This window comes from Alteromonas sp. G4i13 (genome assembly GCF_054960505.1).
In genome coordinates, this window is the sequence record NZ_JBHNYX010000003.1 from 61,842 (window position 1) to 87,519 (window position 25,678).

The following is a 25,678-nucleotide window of genomic DNA, read 5'->3' on the forward strand; positions in this document are numbered from 1 at the left end:
AAAATCCTATTTACTGCTGATTATCTTCCAGCATACTTTCTAGTTCATCCCAGCGCGCATATTTCTGGGAAAGTAATTCTTCTTTATCTGCCAACTCGGCTAACGCCTTGGCAGTAATGTCACTGTCTTGTTTGAAAAAGTCCGGGTCGTTCACTTTTTCTTGCATAGCCTCAAGCTCTTCCTCAAGTGTTTCTAGTTCTTTCGGTAAGGACTCAAGTTCACGCTGGTCTTTGTATGATAGCTTTTTCGTCTTACGGGGAGAAGACTTAGCACTAGGACTGTCTGAAGCTGAATTAGTTTCATTCTTTACCTTGGCTTTTTCTTCCTTTTCGATTTGCTGACGTTTTTCCTGTTGCTCTTTATACCAGTTTTCTACGTCAGTGAAACCCCCAATAAATTCGCGAAGCATTCCATTACCCTCGAATACCACGCTACTATTTGCTACGTTATCAACAAATTCCCTATCGTGACTTACTAAAAGCACGGTGCCGGTATATTCGTTGAGTAAGGTTTCGAGCATTTCCAAGGTTTCAACGTCTAAGTCATTGGTAGGCTCATCCAGCACCAAAACGTTGCTCGGTTTAAGCATCAGTTTTGCTAGCATCAGGCGGTTTTTTTCTCCACCTGATAGCGACTTAACCGGTGCATTAACGCGTTCAGGCGTAAACAAGTAATCTTGTAAATAGCTGATCACATGGCGTGGGTGGCCATTTACCATCAGATCGCGTTTACCGTCGCCTACCGCGTCTATCACAGACTTTTCTAAATCCAGCCCGTGGCGGTGCTGGTCAAAGTAAGCAACTTCAAGGTTAGTGCCTTGTTTGCAGTTGCCGCTATCGGGCTGGAGTTCGCCAAGTAGAAGCTTGATAAGCGTACTTTTACCGCTACCATTAGGACCAATGAGAGCAAGCTTGTCACCACGCAAAACATTCAGGTTTAACCCTTTAACAATAGGCTTGCCTTCAATGCTATAGCTTAAGTCTTTTACTTCAAACACCATCTTTCCAGAGCGCGCGCCCTGGTGTTGATTGACTACCGCATTGCCCTGAACCGCTCTTCTCGCTTTACGCTCCTCGCGTAGTTTTTTCAGCGCTCTTACTCGGCCTTCGTTGCGGGTACGGCGGGCTTTGATGCCCTGACGAATCCATACCTCTTCTTGCGCTAGTTTTTTATCAAACTCAGCGTTTTGTGAAGCTTCAACCTCTAAATCGTGCTGTTTCTTTTCTAAATAAGTTTCGTAGTTACCCGGATAGCTCGTAACCGAGCCGCGGTCTAGATCAATAATTCGCGTAGCCATGGCACGTATAAATGCACGGTCGTGGCTCACAAACACAATTGCGCCTTGGTAATTACTCAAGCTGGATTCAAGCCAGCGGATCATTTCAATATCAAGGTGGTTAGTTGGTTCGTCTAACAGGAGCAAATCCGGCTGTCGAACAAGCGCACGAGCTAGCGCTGCTTTTCTACGCCATCCCCCAGAAAGAGTAGATAGCGATATCTCAGGGTCTAACTTTAGCATGGTTAGCGTCTGTTCAATTTGCTGTTCAAACTGCCACGCGTCTCTGGCTTCTAACTGTTCTTGTAGTCGCTGTAATTTATTTAAATTCGATTCGCTAGGATCTTCACCAACGATACGGGTTTGATGAAAGTAGGCTTTCAGTGTTTCACCTACGTCAGATAAGCCTTCGGCAACATAGTCAAAAAGCGTCACTTCGGTAGTTTGGGGCGGGTCCTGCTCTAGGCGCGCAATGACCGTATTATTTTCAATTATACGCTGTCCATCATCGGCAATAATATCGCCAGCGATAACTTTCATTAGCGTTGATTTACCACTACCGTTGCGACCTACTAAGCAGACGCGCTCTTTAGGCTGTACAACCAGTTCGACACCGTCTAACAGCGGCGGATTCCCATAAATAACAGTGATGTTTTTTAACTGCAAAATGCTCACTGAAGAAACTCCTCTAAATCAGCTGTATTAAAAGGCCAGCCGATTTCTTTTTCATTATCTGCCCGTTTCAAAACGGGGATCCTTGCACCGTACAAATGATAAAGCTCAGTGCTAGTGCGAATGTTAACCTTCTCTATATTAAGCGATGAAAACATAGACGTTTGTTGAAGCTCAACATCGGCTAAGTCGCACAGGCTACATTGCGGCCCGGTGTAAAAATAAATTTTCATGAGCCTAGCACCCAGCACTGATGGATGTTGCCTTTACGTGCAAAATCTTCTGGAATAGTGTCTTTGGTAATATTGTCTACTGACAAGCCCAGTTCACTGATGGCTGATTCGTCTAGCTTAAAGCCACGCTTGTTGTTAGAGAAGATGATGATCCCCTGCTCTTTTAAGCACGCTTTAGCATCGGTAAGCATTTTTACGTGGTCGCGCTGCACATCCCACGTATTTTGCATACGCTTTGAATTCGAAAATGAAGGTGGGTCGATAAAAATTAAGTCGTATTTGCCTTTATGCGTGCCTAACCAAGTGGTGCAGTCAGCTTGAATAAAAGCATGAGGCGCAGTGAGTTTGTTCAGCGCTACGTTCTTCTTTGCCCACTCTAAATAAGTATTAGACATATCCACTGTCGTTACAGACTTTGCGCCACCTTTAGCGGCGAATACCGACACACTACCCGTATATGAAAACAAGTTAAGAACGTCTTTACCTTGGGACAACGCCTGCACTTTTTGGCGGGTATTACGGTGATCTAAGAAAAGGCCTGTGTCCAAGTAGTCAGTAAGGTTAACCAGGAAACGAGCGCCATTTTCAAACACTTCCATCATGTCGCCAGTCTGATTAATTTTCTCGTACTGTTTTGTACCTTTTTGTTGGCTACGCACTTTAAGCGCTATCTGTTTTGGTGAAACACCTGTTACTGCTGGCAAATGAAGCAAGACTTCTTGCAGACGCTTGCGTGCTTTATCTTCAGAAACCGTTTTTGGCGGCGCGTATTCTTGAACGACCAGCCAGTCACCATATCTATCTACGGCAACGTTATAATCTGGCAGGTCAGCATCGTATATGCGGTAACAGTTAGTGTTAGCGTTCTTGATCCAGCCTTTCATGCGTTTGAGGTTTTTCTTCAAACGATTGGCAAACTCGTGGTTGCTAGCGTCCTCGCTAAACTGTACCGTGTTTTCTTCATCCAACACATAATTCGCTAAACGACATTCCAGCTTACCGTTATTCATGGCATAGTCTTTGGTGGCGCGAAGCTTTAAAACCCGAAGCAAATCACGATTGCTGCTAAGAAGCGACACATGCCATCCCTTCCAGGCTTCTTTAAAACGCTTACCCCAATCACTAAATAGCGGTATCAACGATGTTAGCTCGCCCAAACGTTCTCCGTAAGGAGGGTTTGAAACGACGTAGCCTGGTGTGGAAACGGGAGGAGAAGATTTTGTTGCGTCTTGCTGTGAGAACGAAATATCGTTAAATACGCCAGCAAAATCAGCGTTGGCTTTCGCAATGGCTACCATTTTACGGCTGAAATCACCCGCGTAAATACCACTGCAGCTTGGCTTCTGAACGGAAATAGCTTGTTCTACCAAATCATCCCAAAGCTTCTCTTCGTGGCCGAGCCACTTAGTAAAGCCCCAATACATACGCTTTATACCTGGCGCAATATTGCGAGCGATGTAGGCTGCCTCAATCGCGATGGTGCCCGAGCCACACATTAGGTCGACCAATGGCGCATCGGTATTCTCTGTCCATCCACTACGCATTAGCATTGCGCTTGCGATATGCTCTTTAAGCGGCGCGTCACCGGTTTCTTGTCGGTATGCGCGTTGGTGCAGACTTGCCCCTGCTAAATCTATGCCTAAAATTACATTATCGCGATGTAGTCTTGCATACACAGAAATATCAGGGCTCTTTCGTTCTACTGATGGGCGCGGTAAGCCTTGCTCTACAAATGAATCTACTATGGCGTCTTTAACACGAACCGCACCAAATTGAGTGTTTTTTATGGCAAAGTTTGTGCCGATAAACTGTACAGATAAGGTATGACGTGAATCCATCTGCATTTGCCAGTCAATACCCATAGCCGTGTTATACAGTGCATCTGCATCGCCTGCTTTACCTGATGCAAGCACCCAAATTACGCGGTTAGCTAAGCGTGACCATAAGCAAAGTTTATACGCATCCTCTTTTGAGCCTTCAAACTGAATAGTGCCAGGCCCTTGCTTAACTTGCGCATCAGGGCAAAGGCGTAGCACTTCTTGTTTTAATAGTTCGTCAAGACCGCGACTGGTCGTAACCAGAATAGTATTCATTCATGTACCTGTTTTTGATGTACGTGCCTAAGAAAAAGCACGTACACGAGAGATTGGTTTGGGTATATTATAACGCGTTTACGATGCGTTTAACGAGCGATGGGCCTTGATAAATAAAAGCCGAGTAGACCTGCACCAGTGATGCGCCAGCGTCCAAGCGTGCTTGTGCCGCTTCGGGTGAGTCAATACCACCAACGCCAATAATAGGAATAGCGCGGTCAAGTGCTTTGTTTAGCTTGCGTGTTACTTCTAAGCTCATATCTGTCATAACTGAGCCACTTAAACCGCCCATTTCCTCAGCGTGCTGTAATCCGGCAACGGCATCACGTGAAAGTGTCGTATTAGTAGCAATTACGCCATCCATTTTGCTGTTAATTAGCGAGGCAGCGATACTGTCAATTTCCACATCGCTCAAATCTGGCGCTATTTTAATGAACAGCGGTACATATTTACCGTGGGTTTGCGTTAGCGTTTCCTGTGCTGCTTTTAGGCCAACTAACAGCTTATCGAGCGCTTCACCGTATTGAAGGTTTCTTAGGCCAGGTGTGTTCGGTGACGAAATGTTAATAGTGACGTAGCTTGCGTAAGGATAAACTTTGTTTAAACAAATCAGGTAATCGTCGAGCGCATTCGCTTCTTCGGTATCTTTATTTTTACCAATATTAATACCAATAGGCCCTTTAAACTGAGCCTTTTTCACTTGTTCGACAAGATGATCAACACCTTTATTATTAAATCCCATGCGATTAATAATGGCGTGCTTTTCCGGAATTCTGAATAAACGAGGTTTTGGGTTTCCTGGCTGCGGACGAGGCGTTACCGTGCCTATCTCAACAAAACCAAATCCCATGCTCGCAAATGCATCAATACAATCGCCGTTCTTATCAAGACCGGCGGCAAGTCCTACCGGATTATCGAAGGTCATGCCGGCAACGGTAACGGGCTTTTTTATCGTCGGTGTGCTGTACATCCATTTCAGCGGTGTATGTTGGGTCTTGTTTAACCAGTTAATGGTGAAATCGTGACTTTTTTCAGGTTCACACTGAAGCAAGAATTTTTGCACTAGAGATTGCATGGTTATTTTTACCGCTCGCTAATTAAGGGCCTGTTGATCATCAACGTATATTGCGCTTGTATGAGGTTTGCATTTACAAGCGATGCTGAAAAAATGTACAGTAATGTTCAGTTGGCCAATAAAAAGCCCTGATAAACAGGGCTTAAATCATTAAGGTGCGTGTATTCTAATGGTTAGACTTCACGCTTAAAAGCATCAATTCACGTAAAGCGACAGAAAATTTCGCAAATTCGTGCGTTGTACTGGTCTTAAACTCAGACATCATGTGATACCAGCGCTTAAGTAGGACCTGATTGCTTTCAATCCACTCATCAAGAATTTGATCTGCACTACTTACGTCTGCGCGAGAAGCTAAAAGATTTGCTGCAATGGAACGCTGCTGCCAATCTAACTCTTCACGATACGAGGCGCGAGCTAACGCTTGCCAGTGGTTGCTTACCGCCTGGTTGTTTATCTGATCTAAGAACCAGTGAAGCTCTAAACGAGAACCTAGCTGATAGTAAAGCTTAGCGACTACATCGGTATCATGCTTATCTGCTTCAACGATTTGCGCAAGGTCAAAGCTAGAGAACATGTTAGAGAAGCTTGCAACCTGATAAGCGATGTCTTCTGGTACACCCTTATCAATGTATTTCTGCGTGGCGTTTTCAAGCTGAGTAAATTCGCTTTTAACCAAGTAGTTTTGCAGGTTCTTCGATAAAATATCGAAGGTACCACGGTAGCTCGCGATGGCTTCTTCAATGGATTGCGTCTTATTACCGTGGCGAATATACCAGCGCGAAGCGCGACGCATAATTCTACGTGCTTCATCTAACATTTTAAGCTGTAGCTGAGCTGGAATAACGTTATCCAGTTGTTCGATGCGCTCCCACAGCGTCTTCATGTTAAAGATACCGTGAACAATTGCGTATGCGTCAGCAATTTCGCTCACACTTGCGCCAGTTTCTTCCTGCATTCTAAACACGAAGTTAAGGCCCATGTCGTTAACCATGTTGTTGGTTAACTTAGTCGCAATAATTTCGCTTCTAAGCGGATGCTGTTGCATGTGTGTTGCGAATTTTTCGCGGAGCACTTTAGGGAATGCTTCTACTAACAACTTACCGTGGTAAGGATTGTCAGTAATTTCCGGAATATTAAGCGCATCTTTAAGTACCATTTTGCCGTACGCAATCAATACGCTTAACTCTGGGCGAGTTAAACCTTGATCCGTGGCTACGCGATCAGAAATCTCATCGTCACTTGGAATAAATTCCAATTCACGGTTTAGCTGACCTTCACGCTCAAGACCGTGGATAAAGCGAAGCTGTTCTTTAAGTTGCTTAACGCCAGCTAACTCAGTAATAGAGATAGACTGAGTTTGACGGTAGCAGTCTTTCAGTACAATTCGACTTACATCGTCGGTCATATCGTAGAGCAACTTATTACGCTGTTTAAGCGTAAGTTCACCGTCGTTAACTAGGCTGTTAAGCAAGATTTTGATGTTTACTTCGTTATCCGAGCAATCAACCCCACCTACGTTATCGATGAAGTCAGTGTTAACTCGGCCACCGTTAGACGCATATTCAATACGACCTAACTGCGTTAGACCTAAGTTACCGCCCTCGCCCACAATTTTAGCTTGTACGTCACGACCATTGACGCGTAAGTCATCATTAGCACGGTCACCTACGTCTGAGTGAGATTCTTTCTTGCTCTTAATATACGTACCGATTCCACCGTTCCACAGTAGGTCGACTGGCATTTTCAATATATTGTGAATTAGCTCATTAGGCGTCATCGTTAGCTGACGCGTACCTAACCACTTTTTCATTTCAGGTGTAAGCTTGATAGATTTAGACGCGCGGCTAAATACGCCACCGCCTTTTGAAATCAGCTTACTGTCATAGTCTTCCCAGCTTAGGCTTGGATTCTCAAACAGGCGTTGACGCTCTTTATAACTTGCTGCTGCATCTGGGCTTGGATCGAAGAAAATATGCAAATGGTTAAACGCAGCGATTAGTCGCGTATGCTCTGATAGCAACATACCGTTACCGAATACGTCACCTGCCATGTCACCCACACCAACAGCGGTAAAGTCAGTGGTCTGACAGTCGATACCAATTTCTCTGAAATGACGTTTAACCGACTCCCATCCGCCGCGTGCAGTAATACCCATTTTCTTATGGTCATATCCAATACTACCGCCAGATGCAAATGCATCGCCCAGCCAAAACCCAAACTCTTCCGCAATACCGTTTGCGATATCAGAGAATGTGGCGGTGCCTTTATCTGCAGCAACAACCAAATAAGGGTCGTCATCATCAAGGCGAACAACATCCTTAGGAGGAACAATTTCACCATTTACAATGTTGTCAGTAATATCTAACAAGCTGGTGATGAAAGTGCGATAGCATGCTTGGCCTTCAGCCTGAATAGCTGCGCGACCTTCGCCTACAGGTAGGTTCTTACAAACGAAACCACCTTTTGCACCAACCGGCACGATCACCGTGTTTTTAACTTGTTGCGCTTTTACTAGGCCGAGTACTTCTGTTCTGAAGTCTTCTTGTCTATCAGACCAACGAAGACCGCCGCGGGCAACTTTGCCGCCACGCAGGTGCACACCTTCAACGCGAGGACTGTAAACAAAAATTTCAAACTTAGGCAGTGGTAATGGCATGTCAGGAATGAGTTCAGGCATCATCTTAAATGATACATATGATTTTTCATTGCCGGCATCGTCTGCCTGATAGAAGTTTGTACGTAACGTTGCAGACATCATATCCAGATAACGACGAATAATTCGGTCATCATCCAAGTTGCTAACGTTATCTAACTGTTCCTTAATAGTCTCAAGAATACCTTCCTCTTTTTTCTCATTGCGTTTTTTCTTAGGATTAAAACGCTGGTCGAAAAAGTCTACGAGTAAACGAGCAATGTCTGGATAGTTAGCTAGTGTGTTTGCGATGTAGTCACGGCTGAAAGAACTGCCGGTCTGGCGCATGTATTTAGCATAAGCACGGAGTACCGTAACTTTACGGCCAGTCATATTCGCGCCAAGGATAAGGCGGTTAAACGCGTCGTCTTCTAGTGTCTTGTACCACACTTTGGCAAAGGCATCTTGAAAGAGAATCTGGGCGTTTTCCATGTCAAAGTGCTGACCACTTTTATGTAACATGGTGAAGTCCATGACCCAGTTACGTTCACCTTCTGAACACGTGACTTTATAAGGGCTCTCATCGATTACGCGTAACCCAAAATTCTCAAGCATCGGTAACACGTCAGACAAATGAATAGGCTCGGCACGGTGGAAAAGCTTAAGCTTAACTACTTGGCTGTCAGCGTCTTCTTCTTGTGGACGATAGAACAACATATCCAATGTGTGGTTGTCGTCTAACATCTCTAGTTTGCCAATATCTACAAGCGCTGCTGACGGTAGGTTATGCTCCATATAGCTGCGAGAGAAAGCATTGTTGTATTTGCGTTCCAACGCTTTACCCGAAGCCTCACCGTGTGCCGCTGAAATAGCTGACGCGAGTCTGTCATTCCAGGTTTTGGTCAACTCAATAATGTTTTGCTCTATTTCCTTCACATCGAATTCCGCGTTGTTGTCGTTGACTCTAGCAATGTAATGCGTACGGGCATATACAGACTCTGAGAAGAACGTAGTAAATTCCACTTCTTCAGTTGCGCCCAATGACGCTTTAAGTAGCGCTTGGGTTTCTTTGCGTAACTGGGTGTTATAGCGCTCTCTTGGCACAAACACCATGCACGAGAAAAAGCGGCCAAAAATATCTTTTCGAATGAATAAACGTGAAATTCCACGCTCTTGCATTTGAAAAATACCCATCACAATTTGCGCTAGCTCTTCCGCTGGCGTTTGTAGCAACTCATCTCGTGGGTAGGTTTCTATAATATTTGCAAACGCTTTGTATGCGTGAGTTCCAGGCTCGAAACCAGATAGCTCACAAATACGTTTGATTTTTTCACGTAAAATCGGAAGCTGAGTTACGCTGTTGTTATAGAAAGAGGCAGAATACAGACCTAAAAAGCGGTGCTCACCAACAACCTGACCTTCTTTGTTAAACACCTTCACGCCTACATAGTCCATATATGCAGGACGGTGTACTCGCGCGCGTGAATTTGTTTTGGTCAGAATCAATGGGTTTTTGCTAAGCGCTTCGGCACGGGCCGACGCAGGTAAGCGAGACAACAAACGCTCTCGGTCGTTTACTGAGTTTTTAAGCAAACCCAAACTGGTGTCGTTTTGAGGGATCCATCTATGGTCCCCTTCAATGGCTTTAACGTCATAATAACGGTAACCCATCATTGTGAAGTTGTGATCGCCTAACCATTCTAAGTAAGCTTTAGTTTGCTTTTTGGCTTCTGCAGATACAGGCCAGTTAAATTTAGCATTGTTTTTAATTACGTCTTGCAAGGTATTTGTCATACCTTGCCAGTCTTGAACTGCCAAAGAAACTTCATCAACGACAGAGTGCAGTTCTTGTGTTAGAGCATCGATATCTTTTTTCGATGTTTGTCTATCGATTTCGATAAAGATGACCGTTTCTTTTTTCGCACCTTCAAGCGATTGACCTGGCTCAGCAAACGCTTCAACTTTGTTCGCTTTGTCGCGCTTAATGCCAATTGGGCTGTGAAGGAATAAATGTGCGGTGATGTTCAAACGATTTAGCAACATGCGCACCGAGTCAACCAAGAATGGCATATCCGACACAATAATCTCAACAATTGTGTGGCTTGAGTGCCAGCCGTGTTTGGCAATTTCCGGGTTAAATACGCGTATGTATGGCGACGTATGTTCAAACTTCGCCAAGCCATTCCATAAACTAAGTGTTGCACCATAAAGGTCGCTGTCGTTGCGATTTTCTAGGTCATCGCTTGAAATATTTTTATACAACAGACGTCCGAATTGCTGCACAAGAGACTTCTGCTTGGTATCTACTTTTTTGTCGATAAGTGCAAATACATTGTCTAGCAGTACTGAGTGTCGCTGTGAGGTGACTGTCATTTGTTAACCTTTTTTGAATGTCGTAATACCAATCCAGCTTGGTATAAGTGCCGAGTACCTAACTATTTTCTCTAATAAATGACGCTAATGAAAGCCCATTTTTAACCTTATATTAACAGCATAGATAAGTATGCAGAAAACACCCAAAAAAAAGGGCCTAAAGGCCCTTTTTAATGCTTAGCTATGCAAAAATATTTTATGCATCAGGGTCATTCTTGTTCCACCATAGGAATCTTGCTAGTGCAGGCAGTACAATTATTGCTCCAAGCATGTTCACGACGAACATAAATGTAAGCAAAATGCCCATATCCATTTGGAACTTAAGCGAAGAGAACACCCATGTGCTCACGCCTATTGCCAGCGTAATACCGGTAAATAGCACAGCACTTCCACGTTCTTTTAATGCAGCGAAATATGCTTCTTGAACGGTAGCGCCTTTCTTCAGCATTAAGCTCTTGGTAGAGAGTATATAAATACCATAGTCCACACCTATACCCACGCCAAGTGCGATAACTGGTAATGTAGAAACGGTGAGGCCAATTTGAAGGTATGTCATTAAGGCTTGCGCCAGTACAGACACCACATACAGCGGAATAACAACAACTAACGTAGCACGCAGCGAGCGGAAGCTAATTAAACACAACGCAATAACGGCGCCAAATACATAAAGCATCATAGGGTCTTGCGCTGCACTAACCGCTTCATTAGTTGCGGCCATCACGCCAACAGGCCCAGAAGCAAGACTGAACTTCATATCATCGGTTTGATATTCATCGCGATACGCTTTTACCGCTTCAACGACACGAGAGATCGTTTCTGCTTTGTGGTCTTCCATAAACAGAATAATTGGCATGACCGAGCAGTCGCCGTTAAGTAAACCAGACGACGTTGGAACGCGAGAAATTGCCTGCACCAATGTTTGCTGGTTCCGAGGGAGTACCTGCCACTTAACGTTGCCTTCGTTGTAACCTGCGTTAACAATTTTGGCAACAGATGCCAACGAAACCGCCGATTGAACGCCTTGAACATTTTCCATTTTCCACTGGAAATCGTCCATGGCCTTCATCACGCTGTGTGACGTACAAGCTTCTGGTGTGGTTTCAACCAAAATAGAAATGTAATCTACCGTTACTTCGTACTTATCGGTAATCAGGAAAGTGTCCTGATTGTAGCGTGACGTTTCATGAAGCGCAGGTGCACCCGCATGTAAGTCCCCTATCTTCATATTCTGAGCTTGGAAATGACCAAACACGAATAGGATAGCAGTAACGATAAGAATTATTGCAGCAGGCTTTTTACGTGAACAAGCTGCAATGACTTCCCAGAATTTCGAATTAGCGTTTTCTTTACCCGCGAATTTTTCGACATATTTCTGGTCAAGTTTTAAGAAGCTCATCAGCACAGGCAGCAGCAACAAGTTGGTAAGAATGATTACCGCTACACCCATACTTGCCGTAATCGCCAACTCGCGAATAATGCCGATATCGATTACTAATAACGTCATAAAGCCAACCGTATCAGATAACAATGCAATTCCGCCTGGAACCAGCAAGTTTCTGAATGCCGCCATAGATGCCCGTTTAGCACCAATACCGGTTACGGCTTGTTTTTCTACCGCGTTAATCATTTGTACGCCGTGGCTCACACCAATGGCAAATACCAAAAATGGCACCAGTATTGACATAGGGTCCATACCAAAGCCAATTGAAGTAAGCAGTCCTAGCTGCCAGATAACGGCAATGATTGAGCATACTAATGGCAATAACGTAAGCATGATGCTGCGCGAGAAGAAATACACCATTACGGCAGTAATCGCGATAGCAATGGCGAAAAAGATCAACACGTCTTTTGCACCGTCGGCCACATCGCCAATCATTTTCGCAAAGCCAATTATATGAATAGACGTATTTTCGTTTTCATATTGACCGCGAAGCTGCTCTTCAAGCTCTGCTGCTAATGCCAATGTATTGAGAGGTTCGCCAGTTTGCGGGTCAATATCGAGCAATTGCGCTGTTACCATTGCGCAGCTGTAATCACTGGATACTTGTCTTCCGACGATGTTTGCCTTTTCTACGTTGGCAGCCACCAACTCTAATGCTTCTGGGCTTGCAGAATTAAAGTCGGCAGGAATTACCGGTCCGCCTGCAAAGCCGCCTTCCACAATTTCAGTAAAGCGGGTTGAAGGAGAGAAAAGCGAAATAACTAACGAACGGTTCACCCCATTAATAAAGAAGAGTTGGTCGTGAACATTCTTTAATGTATCGAAGAAGTTTTGATTGTAGATGTTATCGTTTTTATCACACACAGAAACTAATATATTGTTAGCGCCACCAAAATCTTGGCGGTGCTCAATGTACGTTTTCATGTATTCGTGATTTAGCGGTATGTTCTTTTCAAAACCTGCGTCTAAGCGCATTTGTGAAGCTTGGTAACCAAGGAAAACTGTGGCTATAGCAAACAAGGCTACGACAATTTTACGGTTTCCGAATACTAATTTTTCAAGAAAATGGGTCATTGTTTTTATACTGCCCTATTTTAAATTCAACGTTTTAATGCCATTCGCAGTAACGGCAATATTCTTACCTTTAAACTGTGTTGCATTAAGAAGCGCGGCTTTGTCTTTAATTTGTGAAACGACAATGCCTTCATCAGCTTCGCAATCTGAAAGGTTTGCATAGGGGTCTCGCATACTGGTGGGTAAAGGTCGCTGTGCGCTTACCATCATCCCGTTGTTACCCAAAGCATAAACCTTCGATTCAGAACCAATTAGAATTGAATTTAGTGTGCTGGTTGAGCAAGTTTGTACGTATTCCCACTCACCTTCATTTCTGTTAACAAATATATTTCCGCGAAGGCCAACCGCTAGAACGGTATTTTCATCAAGCGGCTTAATATCGAAAAACGATCCTGTATAGTCGACGTAATACCGTTCCCACGATTCTCCCATATTGGTACTTTTGGCTAGCAACCCGGCTTCGCCTGCTAGGTAAAGCGTATCACCATCAAGGGTAATTCTGTTTAAGTGGGGTAAAATAGATTCAAGTTCTTGCTGATAGAAGTCTTCATCTTCTTTTCGAATATCTTCAAGGTATTCTTGATCCATTGGGTCAAGCAGACTGGCATGACGTTCTGCCGTCCACGTTTTTCCACCGTCTAAGGTTCGATAGAACAAGCCATAGGCACCTGTAGCAATCCCCTGCTTTTCATTGAAGAATAATACGTCTAGAAATGGGCGCTGAAGGTCAGGTTGGAAATTTTGAATTTCCCACGTTTCGCCTTTATCTGAAGAATGAAGAATGACAGCGTCGTGGCCCACTGCCCAAATATTATCGCCTACAACAGTTGTCGCTGTAAGCGTTGATTGTGTTGGTACGGCTTTTTGAGTAAATGCCTCACCATCCTCTGAAACTAACACGTGACCGCGTTCACCGACAATAACGACAAATGTATCAGCGTCTATGTCCAAAAGAACCGATTGCTCAACCAGTGGTGCCATGAATGCTTCTTCGGCGATTGCAGTTGTAGAGTAATTAACTGCGAAAGTGGCGGCAATGCACGCTGCAATGGTTTTTTTCATAATTAACCATTCCCCCTATTTATAATTGTCTGCATACAAAAACGGCTGGCAATTGCCAACCGTTTGTTGTTTAAGGCGATTAGCGCATACCTTCTCGTCGTAACGCCTGAGGTGTGAATTCCACATCTCGTGGGCGTACGGTGAAGTCGTACATCTCTTCTTCGTTATCGAGGCCAATGGCCAGGTAACGACGAGAGTTCAAGTCATGGTACACATCCAGCGTAGACCACTGGGTAGGTACTTCATAATAGTTCACACCATACGCTACACCAACACGATAAAGTTCGCCACGATTATCATACATATCAGCAACTTGAATTTGCCAGCTATCTTCATCAATGAAGAATACACGCTTTTGATAAATATGACGGAAACCGTCTTTCAATGTGGCTTCTACTTCCCAAACGCGGTGTTTTTCCCAACGTGTTAGGTCTGGATTAACGTGGTTTGGCTTTAAGATGTCATCGTACTTCGCATTATCTGAATGAAGTGCATAGTTGTTGTATGCAACGAACATTTCTTTCTTACCCACTAACTTCCAGTTGTAACGGTTTGGTGAGCCGTTAAACATATCAAAGTCATCGGTAGTACGAAGGCCATCAGCTGCAGTTCCAGGTGTATCATAAGCAATGTTTGGTGCTAGACGTACACGGCGCTGACCCGTGTTGTAGGTCCATGCTTTACGCGGCTCTTTTACTTGGTCAACTGTTTCATGTACAAGCAGTGCTGTACCCGCCAAACGAGCAGGCTTTGTTACTTTTTGTTTAAACATGAAAAGGACGTTTTCGTCAGTAAGCTTTTCTGGTGTAGCACCTTCTTCTGCGTACTTAATTAATAACTGCTCGTCAAAACCGATTACGTTGTAATCACCACCAGTTGTTACTGCAGCTTGACCACCATTACGCTGAACCGCTTCACCGCGATAGCGAAGTATATGGTTCCAAATAGCTTCAAGACCATTTTGTGGAATTGGGAACGGAATACCGAGAACAGCCCCTTTAATTCCGTTACCGCCGTCTAGTAGCTCCGCGCTAGTTGCATTTACCTTAGTTGCGTCGTAGATAGCCTGTGGATTAGACGCAGAACGACGCGTTGGGTAAACCGGCATACGGAAGGTTTCAGGGTAAGCTTCGAAAAGCTTTTTCTGACCTTCAGATAGAAAGTCCGCATATTCTTTGTAGTTTTGTGCCGTGATTTCAAATAGCACTTTATCTTCAGGGTACGGGTCTGGATGGTGATCACCCACTGTGTAGCCCGCTGGTGCTGAAGTAATACCGCCAGTCCACGCTGGGATACTGCCGTCTGCATTACCTGCTTTCATAGCGCCCAGTGGCGTCAATTCGTTACCTAGTTTATTGGCATCTGCGTCAGACACCTTTGCCATCGCGCTTGCACCTGACAGAGCAAGTGATAAAGCCGCAGCGATAATTCCTACTTTTCTAATCATAAATACCACTCTTAGATTGCATATTTGATGTTAAATGAAACGAAGTCTCTGTCTGATAGCGCATTAGTAGTACCAATACCGCCCCAGAAAGCGCTGTACGACGCTGTTGCTGACCACTTGCTTAGGTAGTCGAACGTCAATGAAATTGCAGCAGACTTAACATCTTCTGTGAAAAGGAATAGAGGGTCTGGTGTTGTACCCTCTACATCGTGAGAGAATGTTGCACGAGCACGTAAGTTAATTCCGGCCATGACGTCGTTGTAATCAGCGACAGCAAGTAAGCGGTAACCCCACGCATCGTCAGTAGCAAACGGGTTAGTCTCTGGTCCGTCTGATAGCGCTTGGTGTAAACCTTCACGACTATTGCCATTGATAGGCTCTAGTGACGGCGTACGTGCTGTACCAGGCGCATTTAAGCGAATTACGTTCGGATCTGGCATATCTACAACGTTCACATAACCTACTTCGCCTAATAGTACGAAGTTGTCAGAGCCAAATTTAGGGCCAAACACGTGTGAGGCAGTAAACTGCATTTGCCATGTATCAGAGAATAGATAACCTTCCGCTGTTTCGCCTGGACCTACTGCTCTTCCGATATTGTTTAGCTGTGAAATACCTTCTAAATCTGGACGTAGCCCAGCATTCGCTAGCTGCTCTGGCATACCCATGTAAAGCAATTCAACATCATCGATTTGAAGCGGCTCATCTACACGGTAAGCAAATTCACCCGCAAGAGCCGTAGTACCGATGTTAGTGTTAAAGCTCATACCATAAAGTTTGATATCTTCTGGGTAGAAGAACTCTGACTGTGTAAATGCACCCAGTTCAGTGATGTTGTCGCGAGTAACGGTATTAGACGCTAGGAACGCGAGATCCGCGCCAATTCCTTCAGCAGTAAAATCGGATGTCTTACCTGAGATAAGCGGGCGTTGGCTGTGGTAATTGATGTGATAGAAACTAAACTCTGTTTCATTCAAATTCTCAGCAAACCACGTCAAGCGTAAACCGTATTGACCCTGATCGTCCGCGTCATTGTGCGCTTCGTCAGAAAAACCGCGGATAGCCACTTTGGTTGGATAAGCAAGGTAGGCTTGCGAAATGTCAGCTGGATTAGCGCCAGAGCGAAGCAAATCGCCATATCCGTTTAACGCAGTGAGAAGGTGATCTAAGTCGATGTCTGGGTTACCACTGAAACCAAGCTGGATATTTTGGCGTTGACCGCCCTCACCTGCAAAGTCGTTGCCCGCGAAGTAGCTGCCAGAAACTGGAAGCCAGCTGCGCTGCCATTCGTACTGGTAATAACCAGAAATACTCACTGTGTCAGTCAAACCTAAAGACGCGTACACCATCCCTACTGGAAGGAATACTTCTTTAAGTTCTGCACCTGGAGCACGAGCTCGTGTTACATCAACAGGGTTCGTTGTGTTAATACCGTGCTGGATGAATGTACTTTCACCCCAACTGATCACCTGACGGCCTACACGAAGCGTAAGTGGTTTGTCGCCAATCCACCAGTCGCCATAGAAGAATGCGTCGTAAAGACGTACATCGGTACACAGTAGGTCTTCTGCTTCAGGGTCTTGACACAAGTCGTATTGGTTACCCGTTATTGGGTTAGAGTATGGACGGTCGCCGTCCATTTGCTCAAAGTCGTAGAACCAGAAACCACGGGCGAAGAAACCATAGTCGCCAAAATTGATATCTAATTCATGAGTACCTGAAATTTGCGTTGCAAACGCGTCACCTGGATCGTGTGCAAGGTTACCAAGGTCACCATTGGTGGAATAACCGCCATCTGCTAAACCCCACACGTCGCCACTTGGGTATAAAGGATTGAAAGCTGCGTGATAACCGCTCCAGTCGAATTGAGGATGGTTACTGTTACCTATAAGGTCGTAATCTCTTGCCTCTGTTCGAATACTTGTAGCTAATGTAAATGTTGAATCTAAAGAAATACTTACATCACCCACTTGCCAATTCGCAGCGTGTGCAGGTACTGCAGCAGCACCTAGCAGTGAGAGAACTCCCGCTGCTACCGGTGATATCTTAAAAGCGCTAGGCCCGTTTTTCATATTTTTATACTCCCAAGTCGATGTGACTTAATACGTGACATCATGACCAACCATAACGATTAACAAAATCATTACATCATTTTGCCATAACCGCAAGAACTAATCCTACCAGTTAACAAAATTTACAACATTAGTCGTATCAAATAGTTATTGCTTTATTGTGAGTATAAAAGGCATTTATAAACTTGCAGGAAAAATGTACAGAAATATTGCAAAACTGTTGCGTTAAGTATTTTGGGACGCTCAATGACAAAAGAAAACGCATAAGTGTTACGTATGGGAGTGGTGAAAACTCGTATACAAGAGAGTAATTCGTCGCGTACAAAAAAGGCTCTATGCGAGCCTTTCGAAGGATTTTATTTTTTTGTTGGCATCAATAATCATCCTAAAACGACCTTTAATACCATCAGACGTAACAAATTGCCTGAGCCGGTTGGTCGGTACTTGGACGCTTAGGCCTGATTCACTGACCATGACCACATCTGGCATAGATGGAATATAAAGCACCTCACATTGCTTGTAAGGTGCATTTATTGAAAAGTAAAAAACCGAGTCAGTTTGGCTAATGCTTGTCATAAGCAAGGCTTTTACTTACTTTCTCAAACAAATCTTTACTTAAACCTTTGTGATTAAGCAAACGGCCAAGCTGTTGCTTCATATGAACCTGATGCTCGCTTGCAAAGCCCTGCCATTGCGTCAGTGGCGTTACAATACGGGCGGCAACCTGTGGGTTGACCGCATCGAGCTTAAGTAAGTAGTCGGTTACAAATTTATATCCACTGCCATCGAGTGCATGAAACCTTTCGCTGTTATAGAAAGCGAAGCTACCAATAACAGAACGAACACGGTTCGGGTTACTCATTGCGAACTGAGGGTGCTCACATAACATTGTGATAGTCGCAAAGATATCGTCTCGATTTTGTGTAGCGTGGAGTGCGAACCATTTGTCCAAAACAAGCGGGTCATGATTCCACGATTCCTCAAACTGAGCCATCAAACTGTCGAAAGTGGTGGCGCTACAGTGTTGTGCGCTTCTCAACGCGCCTAGCGTATCTGTCATATTATCAGCGGTTTCAAACTGAGAAACCACAATATGCTCGTGTTGGGGTAACCGCGCTAAGTGTGCAAGCACGACATTTCTGCAGCGACGTTGATTCACCGCTTCTTGCGTGTAGCAATACGCGCTTTTCTCAATATTTTCGAAGACTTGTTTTAGCTCTTTTTCGAGTGCGCGAGCAAACTGGTCGCAGAACGCTTTTCTCGCTTTCGAAAGTGCGGAAACGTTTATGTTACTTCGGCTTTGGCACAGAGTCTCAAACGAAGGTATGACTAAACATTCACTCAGCAATTCAAGGTTGTTCTGCTCTTGGGCAATCGCTTGCTTGATACCGTTCCAGATTTCATTGCTGATACCAGACCCCGGCGATTCCTCTAATTGCTTCACACAGCGGTCATACAACGTTTGCATTGCATCCCAACGATTAAATGGATCTTTCGCATGCTTAAATATAGTAAGTAAAGACTCTGTCCCCAATGGGTTTTCTACTTTCGCTGGCGCTGAGAAGTTACCCAATACTACAGGTGTTAAATTAGTAGTTTTGGCTTCTACAGTAAAACGCATAGAATCATCTTTTAAAATGACCATGCCGTTTTGAATTAACGACTCGTTGTCTGTATAGCTTTTCCCCTCATCATCAATAATCTCGATATTTACAGGAATATATAGAGGAAGCTTTTCTTTCTGATCGGAGGTTGCAGGTGTGTGCTGTGACAATGTAAAGCTATGCTTAACAATGCCATCATCATCGACCTCAGTGCTGTGTGCGACAGAAATCACTGGCGTACCAGATTGACTATACCAGCGGGTAAACTGGGTTAAATCTAAATCAGTAGCAGTCTGCATTGCTGAAATGAAGTCATCACAGGTGACAGCCTGACCGTCGTGTCTTCTAAAGTACTCGTCCATACCACGTCTGAAGCCGTCAGGCCCCAATAATGTGTGGAACATGCGAATAACTTCAGCGCCTTTGTCATAAACCGTCACCGTGTAGAAGTTGTTCATTTCAATGACTTCTTCTGGACGAATTGGATGACTCATTGCACTCGCATCTTCTGCAAACTGGTGTTCTCGCATAACACGAACGTGCTTTATACGATTACTTAACGCCGAAGTCATATCAGCGCTGAACTGTTGGTCTCTAAATACAGTAAGCCCCTCTTTAAGGCTTAGCTGGAACCAATCGCGACAAGTAACACGGTTGCCGGTCCAGTTGTGGAAGTACTCGTGCGCGATAACCGACTCAACATTGAAAAAGTCATCGTCGGTGGCACTTTTTTGATCGGCTAATACAAACTTACTGTTAAATACATTTAAGCCCTTGTTTTCCATCGCTCCCATATTGAAGAAATCGACGGCAACAATCATGTAGATATCTAAGTCGTACTCTAACCCGAACACATCTTCGTCCCACTTCATCGCCCGTTTGAGAGATTCTAATGCGAAAATACCTTGAGATTTTTTGCCTTTATCAACATAAAGCTCTAGCGCAACCTCTTTACCGCTAGTGGTGGTGTAGCTATCGGTAAGTAAATCGAAGTCACCGGCAACTAGAGCAAAAAGGTAGCAAGGTTTTGGATGTGGATCGTGCCATTTAACAAAATGCGCATTTTCGTCAACTTCGCCCTTGTCCACTGGGTTGCCATTGGCCAAAAGCATCGGTACTGATTTGTCGGCAACTACCGTCACTGTGTAGACCGACAAAACATCCGGGCGGTCCATGAAGTACGTAATGCGACGAAACCCTTCCGCTTCACACTGCGTACAATAGGCACCACCTGATAAATACAAGCCTTCCAGCGCTTTGTTGTGCTCAGGGGCAATGGTATTGGTAATTTCTATGACGAACTCATCAAGTTCAGTAACTACGCTTAAAGCGCTATCTGTTACTGTGTATTCATTATCAGATAGATGCGTACCGTTAATAGAAATAGAATCTAGCGATAAATTATCGCCATCAAGTACTAAAGGACTATCGTGCGCGCCATTACGAGTGACGGACAACGTGCTGATAACTTTGGTTTGCGTTGGGTGTAGCGTTATATGTAGGTCAACTGTCGCTATTGAAAAAGCGGGCGGCTGGTAATCCGCCCGGCGTTTAGCTTGAACTGACATAGATCCTCCTGGAAGAAAGCCTACGTGGGTTTAATTGGAACTCTGTGTTAAACCGTATCTTTGCTGTTTACTTCAACATGCGGTGGCGTAATACGTAAAATCTTAATACCTAAATACGCATAAATAACAGCAAGGATCGGGTTGATTACGTTGAAGAATGCATAGAATACGTAATCAAATGGATTGACTAATAAAACACTGTGCATGTAAGCACCACAGGTGTTCCAAGGAATAAGTGGAGACGTAAGTGTGCCGCCGTCTTCAAGGCTTCGAGAAAGATTCAATTGATCTAAACCACGCTTTTTGAATTCTTCTTTGTACATACGGCCTGGCATCACGATTGAAATATACTGATCCGCAGTAACCAGGTTGGTACCAAAACAAGTAAGAATGGTTCGGCTCACCATATCCCCTGCGGATTTTGCACCAATTAATATGGCAGAAACTGCACGCTTTAATAGGCCAACACGCTCTAATACGGCACCAAACGACATTGCACAGATGATCAACCAAATGGTATTTAACATAGAAGACATGCCACCACGAGAAAGCAAGCTATTTAAGTTCTCGTCAGGTGTTGAGAAGCTCACGCCATCGAAAAGCGCAGTCCAAACTACCTTCAACGCACCTACATTCACCGAGTCGTCACCACTTGCCATAGAAGTAACCACATCCCACTGGAATACAACTGCCCAAACGCCACCTAACAAAGCGCCGATAAAAACAGCTGGAAACGCAGGCATCTTTTTAATCGCTAAGGTGAGCAAAACGACAAGGGGGATTAACAAATGCCAACCTAAGTCAAAGGACTCATTTAACAAAAGTTGCATCTGCTCAATGCGTTCTGCTTTGGCTTCACCCACTTCACTAAAGCCTAGTACCGTAAATAGAATAAGCGCAATAACAAAGCTCGGAATCGTCGTCCAAAGCATGTAACGAATGTGCTCAAATAAATCCGTGCCCGCAACGGCAGGCGCTAAGTTTGTTGTTTCAGATAAGGGCGAAATTTTATCGCCAAAGTATGCACCTGAAACTACTGCGCCGGCTGTTATGGCTGCCGACATTTCCATACCTGCAGAAACCCCCATTAGCGCAACACCCACAGTCGCCGCGGTAGTCCAAGAACTACCTATACTCATTGCAACAACCGCACAAATCAGACAAGCGGCAGCATAGAAAAACGAGGGGTTAAGCAACTCTAAACCGAAATAGATAAGCGTAGGCACGGTTCCAGCTAGCATCCATGTGCCAATAAGAGAACCTACCGCTAACAGAATCAAGCAGGCACCTAAAGACATTGAGATACCGTCTACAATGCCCTTTTCGATAGTTTTCCAGCTGTAGCCATTTTTCATTCCAATGATAGCAGCTAAGCCCATCGCTAAAAGAAGTGCAATTTGGTTTGGACCGTAAGAAGAGTTATCGGCAAACAAATAAACTGCGCTTCCCATCATTATGACTAACGCAAGAATAGGAAGCATTGCATCGAGAAGTGACGGCGTTTTTATTTCTTTATTCGTCATTGTCGTTTTTTAAAACCTTATTATTGTATTTGTAACGCGTTAAGCGTGCTGTCCGCTTTTTACCAGAATGCTTTAGAAGACTGAGCGGTAGAACATAAGCGCAATGATAACGGGACACACAAAGCGAACGTACCAAGGCCAAATCTTCCAGAAAATGCTGTGTTCAGCAAACTGATCACCTTGTTTAAGTTCATCGAGTATTGCATCTCTGCGCCACACCCAACCTGCGAAAATACACAAGGCGAGTCCTAGTAACGGTTGGCTATACTCGGTAGTTAATGCGATAACAAAGCCGAACAAGGTTTCAAAATTTAAAATGATGATGCAGCTTAATACAAAGATGACCGATGCCATTAATAACACGGCCTTTTTACGTTGAAGACCTTTACTTTCTACCATAAACGCAACGGGAACTTCCAACATTGAAATTGAAGACGTGACGGCAGCAATCGCCATTAGCGCGAAAAAGGTAAAAGCAACGAAAAGACCTACGCTACCAATGGTATCAAACAGTGCTGGTAGTACTTTGAAAATCAGCGTGTCACCTTGGATTAACGCGCCTTCCGGTGTGAAGATTTCAACGCCGTTGTTTAATGCAACGTACATGGCCGGGATAATAAGCATACCCGCAATAACCGCAACACCGATATCGACAAGCGCTACCGACGCACCAATGCTAGGTAGATTTTCATTTTTACTTAGGTATGAACCATAAACCAGCATGGTACCCACACCTAGCGACATTGAGAAAAAGGCTTGTCCCATGGCGTTAATTAATAAGTCTGGGTCAAGAACGCGAGAGAAGTCAGGTACTAAATATGCTGACCAACCTTCTACGGCACCAGGCTGTAGGCTCACATAAACAATCAATGCAAGAATGAGAATAACCAATGTAGGCATCAAACGCACTGACCACTTCTCAATGCCGGACTTTACACCCCCGACAACGATAAATGCAGTTAAACCCATGAATAAGAAGCAGAAAATAATGTTACGCGTAACTGATGAAGTGAGTAGCCAGTCGCTAGCGCTCGTAAATCCCACCATGCTAACGGCAGCATCGGCGAAATAAACCAACATCCATCCGCCTACAATAGCGTAGAATGCAAGGATAAGTGACACGGTAACACAGCCCCAAATGCCCGTTAGCCTTCCGACGAAATTGCCCGATATTTTACCTAAAGCGTCAACCATATTTGAACGTGAACTACGTCCGATTATAAGTTCTGCCATAAGTACGGGATAAGCGAGTACAAAAGCCAGCAGTAAGTATACGAGAACAAATGCTGCGCCACCGTTACTTGCTACCTTTGTAGGAAAGCCCCAAATATTACCTAGTCCTACTGCCGAGCCTGCCGCTGCTAGCACGAACCCTATTCGAGAGGAAAATTCGCCTCTGATAGCCATGTTATTTCCCTTTATTATTGTTTTAATAATTTATAGACACAAAAAAAGGGCTGGCCCTAGACCAGCCCTTTTTTCTAATCACTTAATTTCTTGTGATAGCGTAACGGCCTGTTTCGATCATATCGAATGTAATATTGGCTGCCTCGTCCAAGAATGGATCTAATTCTTCCATATCTTCAGGTAGGTCGTCCAATGTTGTGACAGTTTCCATTCCCAATCGCTGTAAACGTTCGTTAGCACGAGCAAGCGACTTCTCTTCCGCCTCTTTCTTCTCGCCTTCACGTACAGATTTAACTAATGAGATGAAGTTCTTGTCTTTATTTTCCTTATATTCCTTTATGTCGTCTTGGATATAAGAAAACTCAGGATCTTGTAAAATACGTTTGTTGTGCTTCGCTGTTAAAACATCAAGCGCAGCAGTACCGTCTGCAAACGTCGTATAGTTAGCGCGATTGATACTGTCCCATGGCAACGCATTTTCCGCTTGGCTTTCTCCCCATTCAGCTGGTTCAACCGCCGATGGATAAAGAATGTCAGGAATAACGCCTTTATGCTGGGTGCTGCCGCCGTCAATGCGATAGAACTTGGCGATAGTAAACTGAACACTACCTAATGGGTTGTCGTAAAGGTCATAAATTTTACCTAAACCGCGATGCTGCTGCACTGTCCCTTTCCCGAAGGTTTGTTCACCTACGATGAGAGCACGGTTGTAGTCTTGCATCGCTGCCGCAAAAATCTCTGAAGCAGACGCGCTATATCTGTCAACTAATACGGTTAACGGGCCATCATAAGCCACTTCGCCATCTGTATCACGGTTAACGCTAACTTTGCTTTGACCGTATCGAATTTGAACCACCGGGCCTTTTTCAATAAATAGGCCAGTAAGTAACGTTGCTTCGGTTAAAGAACCACCGCCATTACCGCGCAAGTCTACAATAACGCCTTTAACGTTTTGCGCTTTCAAGCTTTCTATTTCTTTAGCAACATCCATACTAAGGTTGTTGTAAAAACTTGGAATGGTGATTACACCTAGAGGTTCACCCGCGTGAGGGCCAGTCTCTGGCACATACACTTCCGATTTGGCTGCGCGATCTTCTAACTTAATTTTATCGCGAGTAAGGCTAACTACCGACGTGGTTTTTGCGTCCGTGGCTCCTTTTTCAACCTGTAGACGAACAGTACTTCCTTTCGGGCCTTTAATTAACTCAACCACTTCGTCCAATCGCCAACCAATCACATCAACAAACTCTTCGTCGTCTTGTGCTACGCCAACAATTTTATCTTCTGGTTTTATTGCGCCAGACTCGTCTGCAGGACCGCCAGGTACAACGCTTTTGATTACCGTGTAATCATCTTCGCTTTGCAATACTGCACCAATACCTTCAAACGACAAGTTCATGTCCATTTGAAAACGTTCAGCGTTACGCGGAGATAAGTAACTGGTGTGAGCTTCAATTGTACGTGCGAATGCATTCATTGCAGTTTGAAAAACGTCTTCGCTCTTTGCTTGCTTAGTGCGCTTGATCGCTCTCGTATAGCGTTTGGTAAGAAGTTCTTTCGCCTCTTCCCATGTTTTGTCTGCAAGTATTAGATTTAACGCGTCGTATTTAACGCGTTGACGCCAAATTTCATCCAGCTCAGCTTTATTGGCTGGCCATTCAGCGTCTTCTCTGTCGTAAAAGAACTTATCGCCTTCTTTTTCAAAGTCGAACGGGCCTTTCTCTAACAGTGCAAGTGCAAATTCATAACGCTCAATGCGTCGTTTTGCGCTTACGTTATACATATCATAGGCGACAGAGAGGTTGCCTTTACTCAGCGCATCATCAAACAATGTGCGGTATTTCTCAAAACCCACAACATCAGACAGCAATAGCACTTGTTTATTGTGATCTAATGAATCGATGAAGCGCTGGTAAACTCTAGCTGAGAGTGCATCATCCAACGAAATTTCCTTGTAGTGCGCCCTGGTAAAGAGTGCGCTTACTCGCTTAGCTGCAACACTGTGTTGAGATTCCTGTTGTAAAATGGGAAGCTCGTCTACCTCTGGTGTTGACGTAACTGCGCCCGCTCCTACCCCAACGGTAAGAAAAGCACTGGCGATGGAAATTCGAAGGATGTCTCTCATA

Annotated in this window: 14 protein-coding genes; all 14 read right to left on the reverse strand. The window is 44.4% G+C overall.

Annotation, left to right across the window (positions count from 1 at the left end; all coding sequences use genetic code 11):
* Positions 1-10: 10 nt before the first annotated feature.
* Complete coding sequence (gene uup / locus ACFI6J_RS02090) at positions 11-1,951, reverse strand: ATP-binding cassette ATPase Uup (RefSeq protein ID WP_462585644.1); 1,941 nt, start codon at positions 1,949-1,951, stop codon at positions 11-13.
* Positions 1,948-2,181 (reverse strand): glutaredoxin family protein, encoded by a 234-nt coding sequence (locus ACFI6J_RS02095; protein ID WP_014949555.1) that lies wholly within the window; start codon positions 2,179-2,181, stop codon positions 1,948-1,950. Before ACFI6J_RS02095 ends, uup begins: the two co-directional genes overlap by 4 nt.
* Positions 2,178-4,274, reverse strand: a complete 2,097-nt coding sequence (rlmKL, locus tag ACFI6J_RS02100; protein ID WP_278343573.1) for a bifunctional 23S rRNA (guanine(2069)-N(7))-methyltransferase RlmK/23S rRNA (guanine(2445)-N(2))-methyltransferase RlmL — start codon at positions 4,272-4,274, stop codon at positions 2,178-2,180. The genes ACFI6J_RS02095 and rlmKL overlap by 4 nt, the downstream gene beginning before the upstream one ends.
* Before the next feature lie 67 nt (positions 4,275-4,341).
* Entirely contained in the window at positions 4,342-5,349 is a 1,008-nt protein-coding gene (gene pyrD, locus ACFI6J_RS02105; RefSeq protein ID WP_014949553.1) for a quinone-dependent dihydroorotate dehydrogenase, read from the reverse strand.
* Between the two features lie 166 nt (positions 5,350-5,515).
* Positions 5,516-10,354, reverse strand: coding sequence for an NAD-glutamate dehydrogenase (locus ACFI6J_RS02110; RefSeq protein WP_168533765.1), 4,839 nt, complete (start codon positions 10,352-10,354; stop codon positions 5,516-5,518).
* A gap of 196 nt (positions 10,355-10,550) precedes the next feature.
* Positions 10,551-12,869 (reverse strand): efflux RND transporter permease subunit, encoded by a 2,319-nt coding sequence (locus ACFI6J_RS02115; RefSeq protein ID WP_069944360.1) that lies wholly within the window; start codon positions 12,867-12,869, stop codon positions 10,551-10,553.
* A 15-nt stretch (positions 12,870-12,884) separates the two neighbouring features.
* Entirely contained in the window at positions 12,885-13,931 is a 1,047-nt protein-coding gene (locus ACFI6J_RS02120; protein ID WP_014976597.1) for a WD40/YVTN/BNR-like repeat-containing protein, read from the reverse strand.
* Positions 13,932-14,010: 79 nt separating this feature from the next.
* Complete coding sequence (locus tag ACFI6J_RS02125; protein WP_014949549.1) at positions 14,011-15,378, reverse strand: DUF1329 domain-containing protein; 1,368 nt, start codon at positions 15,376-15,378, stop codon at positions 14,011-14,013.
* 11 nt (positions 15,379-15,389) lie between these two features.
* Positions 15,390-17,450: a DUF1302 domain-containing protein gene (locus ACFI6J_RS02130; RefSeq protein ID WP_014949548.1), complete on the reverse strand. Its 2,061-nt coding sequence runs from the start codon at positions 17,448-17,450 to the stop codon at positions 15,390-15,392.
* Positions 17,451-17,783: 333 nt separating this feature from the next.
* Positions 17,784-18,026 (reverse strand): DUF2835 family protein, encoded by a 243-nt coding sequence (locus ACFI6J_RS02135; RefSeq protein WP_014949547.1) that lies wholly within the window; start codon positions 18,024-18,026, stop codon positions 17,784-17,786.
* Positions 18,013-20,622: an aminopeptidase N gene (pepN, locus tag ACFI6J_RS02140; RefSeq protein ID WP_462585646.1), complete on the reverse strand. Its 2,610-nt coding sequence runs from the start codon at positions 20,620-20,622 to the stop codon at positions 18,013-18,015. Before pepN ends, ACFI6J_RS02135 begins: the two co-directional genes overlap by 14 nt.
* A gap of 47 nt (positions 20,623-20,669) precedes the next feature.
* Positions 20,670-22,145 carry a Na+/H+ antiporter NhaC gene (gene nhaC / locus ACFI6J_RS02145; protein ID WP_014979337.1) on the reverse strand — a complete coding sequence of 492 codons (1,476 nt, stop codon included), beginning with the start codon at positions 22,143-22,145 and terminating at the stop codon, positions 20,670-20,672.
* A gap of 72 nt (positions 22,146-22,217) precedes the next feature.
* A complete protein-coding gene (locus ACFI6J_RS02150; protein ID WP_014949544.1) occupies positions 22,218-23,552 on the reverse strand; it encodes a sodium-dependent transporter in 1,335 nt (444 codons plus the stop codon).
* Positions 23,553-23,634: 82 nt separating this feature from the next.
* Positions 23,635-25,677: a carboxy terminal-processing peptidase gene (prc, locus tag ACFI6J_RS02155; RefSeq protein WP_014949543.1), complete on the reverse strand. Its 2,043-nt coding sequence runs from the start codon at positions 25,675-25,677 to the stop codon at positions 23,635-23,637.
* Between the last annotated feature and the right edge of the window lies 1 nt (position 25,678).